Source organism: Acidovorax sp. BoFeN1 (assembly GCF_003345135.1).
In the GTDB taxonomy this organism is placed as follows: Bacteria; Pseudomonadota; Gammaproteobacteria; order Burkholderiales; family Burkholderiaceae_C; genus Acidovorax; species Acidovorax defluvii.
In genome coordinates this window covers 1-4,614 of the sequence record NZ_QOZT01000145.1, presented here as the reverse complement: position 1 = coordinate 4,614, position 4,614 = coordinate 1, and the positions used below count along the sequence as shown (strand labels likewise).

The 4,614-nt window shown below is 57.5% G+C and carries 6 protein-coding genes, 3 tRNA genes and 1 pseudogene; 2 read left to right on the top strand and 8 right to left on the bottom strand.

The window, feature by feature from the left end; all coding sequences use genetic code 11:
- From DTW89_RS18755 to DTW89_RS19915, 5 genes and pseudogenes are all read right to left on the bottom strand, one after another.
- Positions 1-469 (bottom strand): GTP-binding protein (locus DTW89_RS18755; RefSeq protein WP_114656282.1); only part of this gene is annotated, 469 nt, incomplete at its 3' end.
- A 73-nt stretch (positions 470-542) separates the two neighbouring features.
- Positions 543-617 (bottom strand) — tRNA-Thr (locus DTW89_RS18750).
- Positions 618-679: 62 nt separating this feature from the next.
- A tRNA-Gly gene (locus tag DTW89_RS18745) sits at positions 680-753 on the bottom strand.
- 66 nt (positions 754-819) lie between these two features.
- Positions 820-905, bottom strand: a tRNA-Tyr gene (locus DTW89_RS18740).
- 308 nt (positions 906-1,213) lie between these two features.
- A pseudogene (locus tag DTW89_RS19915) lies at positions 1,214-1,387 on the bottom strand (transposase); the annotation flags it as partial.
- A gap of 704 nt (positions 1,388-2,091) precedes the next feature.
- Here DTW89_RS19915 and DTW89_RS18725 point away from each other — a divergent pair.
- Together DTW89_RS18725 and DTW89_RS18720 are read left to right on the top strand one after the other, a co-directional pair.
- Positions 2,092-2,346: a type II toxin-antitoxin system Phd/YefM family antitoxin gene (locus tag DTW89_RS18725; RefSeq protein ID WP_067511925.1), complete on the top strand. Its 255-nt coding sequence runs from the start codon at positions 2,092-2,094 to the stop codon at positions 2,344-2,346.
- Positions 2,343-2,771 (top strand): type II toxin-antitoxin system VapC family toxin, encoded by a 429-nt coding sequence (locus DTW89_RS18720; RefSeq protein ID WP_198314750.1) that lies wholly within the window; start codon positions 2,343-2,345, stop codon positions 2,769-2,771. The genes DTW89_RS18725 and DTW89_RS18720 overlap by 4 nt, the downstream gene beginning before the upstream one ends.
- A gap of 67 nt (positions 2,772-2,838) precedes the next feature.
- On the opposite strand, the gene DTW89_RS20080 is transcribed toward DTW89_RS18720, so the two are convergent.
- The 3 genes from DTW89_RS20080 to DTW89_RS18705 all read right to left on the bottom strand — a co-directional run.
- Positions 2,839-3,249, bottom strand: a complete 411-nt coding sequence (locus DTW89_RS20080) for an IS3 family transposase (RefSeq protein ID WP_406562098.1) — start codon at positions 3,247-3,249, stop codon at positions 2,839-2,841.
- Positions 3,250-3,598: 349 nt separating this feature from the next.
- A complete protein-coding gene (locus tag DTW89_RS18710) occupies positions 3,599-4,078 on the bottom strand; it encodes an RES family NAD+ phosphorylase (RefSeq protein ID WP_157667092.1) in 480 nt (159 codons plus the stop codon).
- On the bottom strand, positions 4,075-4,614 hold a 540-nt coding region (locus DTW89_RS18705), incomplete at its 5' end, for an antitoxin Xre/MbcA/ParS toxin-binding domain-containing protein (protein ID WP_236637214.1). The genes DTW89_RS18705 and DTW89_RS18710, both read right to left, overlap by 4 nt.

Below are 4,614 nucleotides of genomic sequence, written 5' to 3'. Positions count from 1 at the left end.
GTTCGCGCACTTCCATTTCGACGAGTTCCAGCAGCTCTTCGTCGTCCACCATGTCGCACTTGTTCAGGAACACGATGATGTAAGGCACGCCCACCTGGCGGGCCAGCAGGATGTGTTCACGGGTCTGTGGCATCGGGCCGTCAGCGGCCGAGCACACCAGGATGGCGCCGTCCATCTGGGCAGCGCCGGTGATCATGTTCTTCACATAGTCAGCGTGACCGGGGCAGTCGACGTGGGCGTAGTGGCGGTTGGCCGTTTCGTATTCCACGTGGGCGGTGTTGATCGTGATGCCGCGGGCCTTTTCTTCAGGTGCTGCGTCGATCTGATCGTAGGCCTTGGCTTCGCCGCCGAACTTGGCGGACAGCACCGTGGCGATGGCCGCCGTCAGTGTGGTCTTGCCATGGTCCACGTGACCGATGGTGCCCACGTTGACGTGGGGCTTGGTGCGCTCGAATTTGCCTTTTGCCATTTTTCCGACTCCGAAAAAAATCTATGCCAACAAAACAGGACCACGGCGCAGCCGAATTCGGACGCACCAAAATTGGTGCCCATGGCGGGAATCGGACCCGCGACCTCTCCCTTACCAAGGGAGTGCTCTACCACTGAGCCACATGGGCCTTTTGGAACCGCAAAAACGATACCAAAGACTTTCTAAACTTCAAAACCAGCCTGCAGACGATGGAGCGGGAGACGGGAATCGAACCCGCGTCATTAGCTTGGAAGGCTAGGGTTCTACCATTGAACTACTCCCGCATCAGTGGCGTTTGCCACATCAGCGCAACCCGACAAATGCCGAGCAACTTTTGACTCATCTATAACTGGTGGAGGGGACTGGATTCGAACCAGTGTAGGCGTAAGCCAACAGATTTACAGTCTGCCCCCTTTAGCCACTCGGGCACCCCTCCGAAGAATTTCGAATTATAGCACTATTTTTTTACGACTTCAGCGTTCTGCCCCACAAGATATGCAGCGTACAAAGACTCTCGCAAGGCCAACTGACGAAGAAACGTCTACGGCATAGGCAATTGGTGCGGCTGGCGGGGATCGAACCCACGACCCTTGGCTTCGGAGGGCAAAAAAATTGCTGCGTTTCAATAGCAATTTTTGCACTCAATAAGTAACCAATCGACGTAAGTTGTTGATCATACAGGATTTGCACCCATCCCAATTGGGACATCACGAGCCCTCATTTGCGCTCAACAGGCACACATTGTCACGCTGATCCCGCAAAAACGGCCCGAAGCGCCACTCGCAATTGATGACTCTTGGCCTCTTGCTTCCTGCCCCGCCGGGTCTTCAAGCCGCTTAACTTGATGCGCAGGTGTTGCTTGATCCACTTGAAGAACAACTCCACCTGACAGCGATGCTTGTACAACGCGGCAATACTTAGGGGTGTCTAATTAGCGATATACCTCAGACACACGCAGCACCTTGAGCGGCAGCGGCCCGGTCGCCATCATGGCTCGCAGCAACCCGCGCAGCATCGGGCATCTGAAACACGACAACCGCATGGACCGGTGTTGGCTCAAGGGGCAAACGGCCGATGCGCTACACGCGGTGCTGTGCGCGGCCGGCTACTTGCATCCGCTGGCTGCCCGCGGGCGATTGTACGTTTGGGGCTCAAGGGTGCCATCCAAGCCAGGAGAATTGCTGACCTTGTTGAGGGAGCGCCACGTGCCGGGTTTGGAGAGCCCGACCTCCACGAGGCGTGCCCGCCCCATACAGCTCGATAAATGGGCCGTAGATACCGCTTCTCAGGCGCCGAAACAGCCGACTCCTGCTCAGATACTCTTGCGTAGTCGCCATCGTGATCTCCGTAGTTGAGGACGGAGGCAGGAGGGCGTGTCCGAATTTCTGTGTAAACGGTTCGGACTTCAGTTGACGGAGATGCGGTCTCCGAACTGAATGGTACCTGCGCACCAACATGGCGAAGGAAAAGATCACGGGCATTTGGGCCGAGGCAGCGGCCATCCTGTCAAAGGCCCGGGCGGCAGGGCTAGGAAATCACCGTTTGCCGACTCTAAAAACGCTTGCTCCCTTTTTTATGTTGTAGTAACATGGCTACATTTATCGCCTATCGGAGGTGCAGTTATGACCATCACCACCCTATCAAGCCGCGAGTTCAACCAAGGGGCGAGCGAGGCAAAACGGGCCGCAAACAACGGGCCAGTGTTCATTACAGATCGCGGCCGACCGGCCCATGTGCTGATGAGCTTTGAGGAGTATCAGCGGCTCACCAAGCAGCGGCGCAACATTGCCGATGCGCTGGCAATGCCGGGTATCGCCGACATCGAGTTTGTGCCGCCGCGTGTGACCATCAAACCCCGGCCGGTTGATTTCACATGATGTTTGTTCTTGATACCAACGTGGTGTCGGAGCTGCGCAAGGTACGCAGTGGCAAGGCCGATGCGAACGTGACCGCATGGGCGGAAAGCGTTGATGCCGCCGATCTCTTTGTGTCAGCCATCACCATCATGGAGCTGGAGCTTGGCGTTCTGTCGATTGAACGCAAGGACGCCACCCAGGGGGCCATGCTGCGCTCATGGCTGGAGCAGCACGTATTGCCCGAGTTCTCCGGCCGCACGCTGCCTATTGATACCGCCGTGGCGCAACGCTGCGCACGGTTGCATGTCCCCGACAAGCGCGGCGAGCGCGATGCACTCATTGCGGCAACGGCCCTTGTGCACGGCATGACGATGGTTACTCGCAACGTTGCTGATTTCCAGCCAACGGGCGCGATCATTCTCAATCCGTGGGAGGCGGTGCGGTGACCGCTGCCCATGAACATTACACGACATGGCTGTGGTAAGGGGGTGCGGATAAAAACTTGGACTGGTTTTATGCCGCAAGTCCAAGACTCACCCTGTATTCGATCGGGCTGAGGGCCCCAAGGGAGATCTTGATCCGCTTCTCGTTGTACCAGCGGATGTACGAGTCGACCACTTCAATGAACTGCTCGATGGTCGTGCCCTTCCAGTCCCGAGAATAGCCCAACGCCTCGACCGTGGTGGCGATGCAGCGCCCGTGCTCGGCGTAGTGTTTGACAGCCTGCTCCTTCTGAACTTGAGAATACTTCGGCTTCGAACGCACGTAGCCGGACGACAGGTCCAGGCGCCGCTCGTACTCCTCATGCCAGCTTTTCAAAGAGTTCTTCGTCGGGTAGCCCAACTGGCGGATAGTCGCCCCGGTGCGCTTGCCCAGCTTGATGTAGAGCGTGACCGCTCGGATGCGGTCTTCGTATGAATAAATGAACTACCTCCAGGTAGTCCAAGATTTCCGCCGCACCCCCAGTGGGTCAGTTTTCGGTCGGCGTCAACAACTGGCCCAAGGCGTATTTCGGTTGGCCAGATGTAGCGGTTTGTTTTGTCATATCCATCTCCATGAATTGAAGCTGGGCACCAGCCCCGGATGGGGCATGAGGTGCCCATCGGGGTTGATAAAAAGAAAGGTTGGCACGAGGCCAAGATCGCCAAAGGAAATACCGTCCATTCTACGTGCTCGGGGGCCTTGTGTGAAGGCCCCGCCCTGCCCCTTCATGGCATGAAAGACCCGTGCCAAGAGCCGTCTGGTTTCTGCCGCTGTTGGCCTAGGCAATGCGTTAAAACAGGCGAGGGTCGAATTCGAAAGGGTTGCGCTCGACGACCAACCGGATGGCCCCGTATTGGGAATGGGCCGGGTTGATCAGCAGGTTCATTTCGTCGCGCTCGACAAATGACGGCACCCAAAGACCCAGGCTCGCCCCGGACGCAAGCCAGTTCATGCCGATGGATTGTGTCGCTGCCATGTGGTCATGCCAGTCCTTTGGGAGGCCCAGATCTGCCGCATGCAGGATTTCCGATCTGGCGGGCAATTCAAGGCGCATGAGGGCTTGATTGGCAGGATTGGCTCCGTTGCAGTGGACGCGCTTTTCCAGCTGGCACAGGGCCCGACTGGAGCCCGCATAAACGATCTGCGCAGGCCCTTTGGTATGCCAACGGCCATTGGCCAGGGTTGAACCGTAGCCAAGCGATCCGAGGATGGCTGCAATAGCAGGTTGCGGGCTCGGTACAAAGCCTATGCGCCAGACGGTGGTGCTCAAACGGCACCGCCGTATTTGATAGCGACAAGAATCTCTTTGACGCGCTCGTTCCCAAATGAGTTTCTCGCAGCATCAAGGGGCGTGTCGCCATCCAGCATGGGATGAGGCTGGCGTAACCATCTTGTGGCTTCTTCCTCGGTCGAGAAAGTATCAACGGCCATCCGGTTCAACTCAAGTAGGCGCAAGACGCCTTCCGCCGCATGGTCTGGGAGTGGTTGATTTTTCTGAGCACGCCGATTGGCGGTCACCCGGTCCATATCCAGGTACTCAGCCACATTGCCCTTGCCCAGGCCCAGAAAGGCAGCAAGAGGCCCGATTGCTTTACTGGAGATGCCGCGCTTGAGAATCCGGTAGGCATGCTCATTGTCGATGGCAACGGCGTAAGTCCTCTTTCCGAATTTCACGCCCATTTTTACCTTGGCAAGGCCTGTTCTTGCAGTCGAGGTGTTCTTTGGTGCGGGCGCTGCATCATCGATGTACTGCCACAGCTCAGCCAACGAAGACAAGCGTGCAGCGGTAGCGGGGGGGGTGGGAGT

What these genes read in the sequence shown, in the direction of transcription:
- DTW89_RS18720 (WP_198314750.1), top strand. Translation starts at nt 2,343, where the DNA reads ATGATGTTTGTTCTTGATACCAACGTGGTGTCGGAGCTGCGCAAGGTA.
- DTW89_RS18725 (WP_067511925.1), top strand. Translation starts at nt 2,092, where the DNA reads ATGACCATCACCACCCTATCAAGCCGCGAGTTCAACCAAGGGGCGAGC.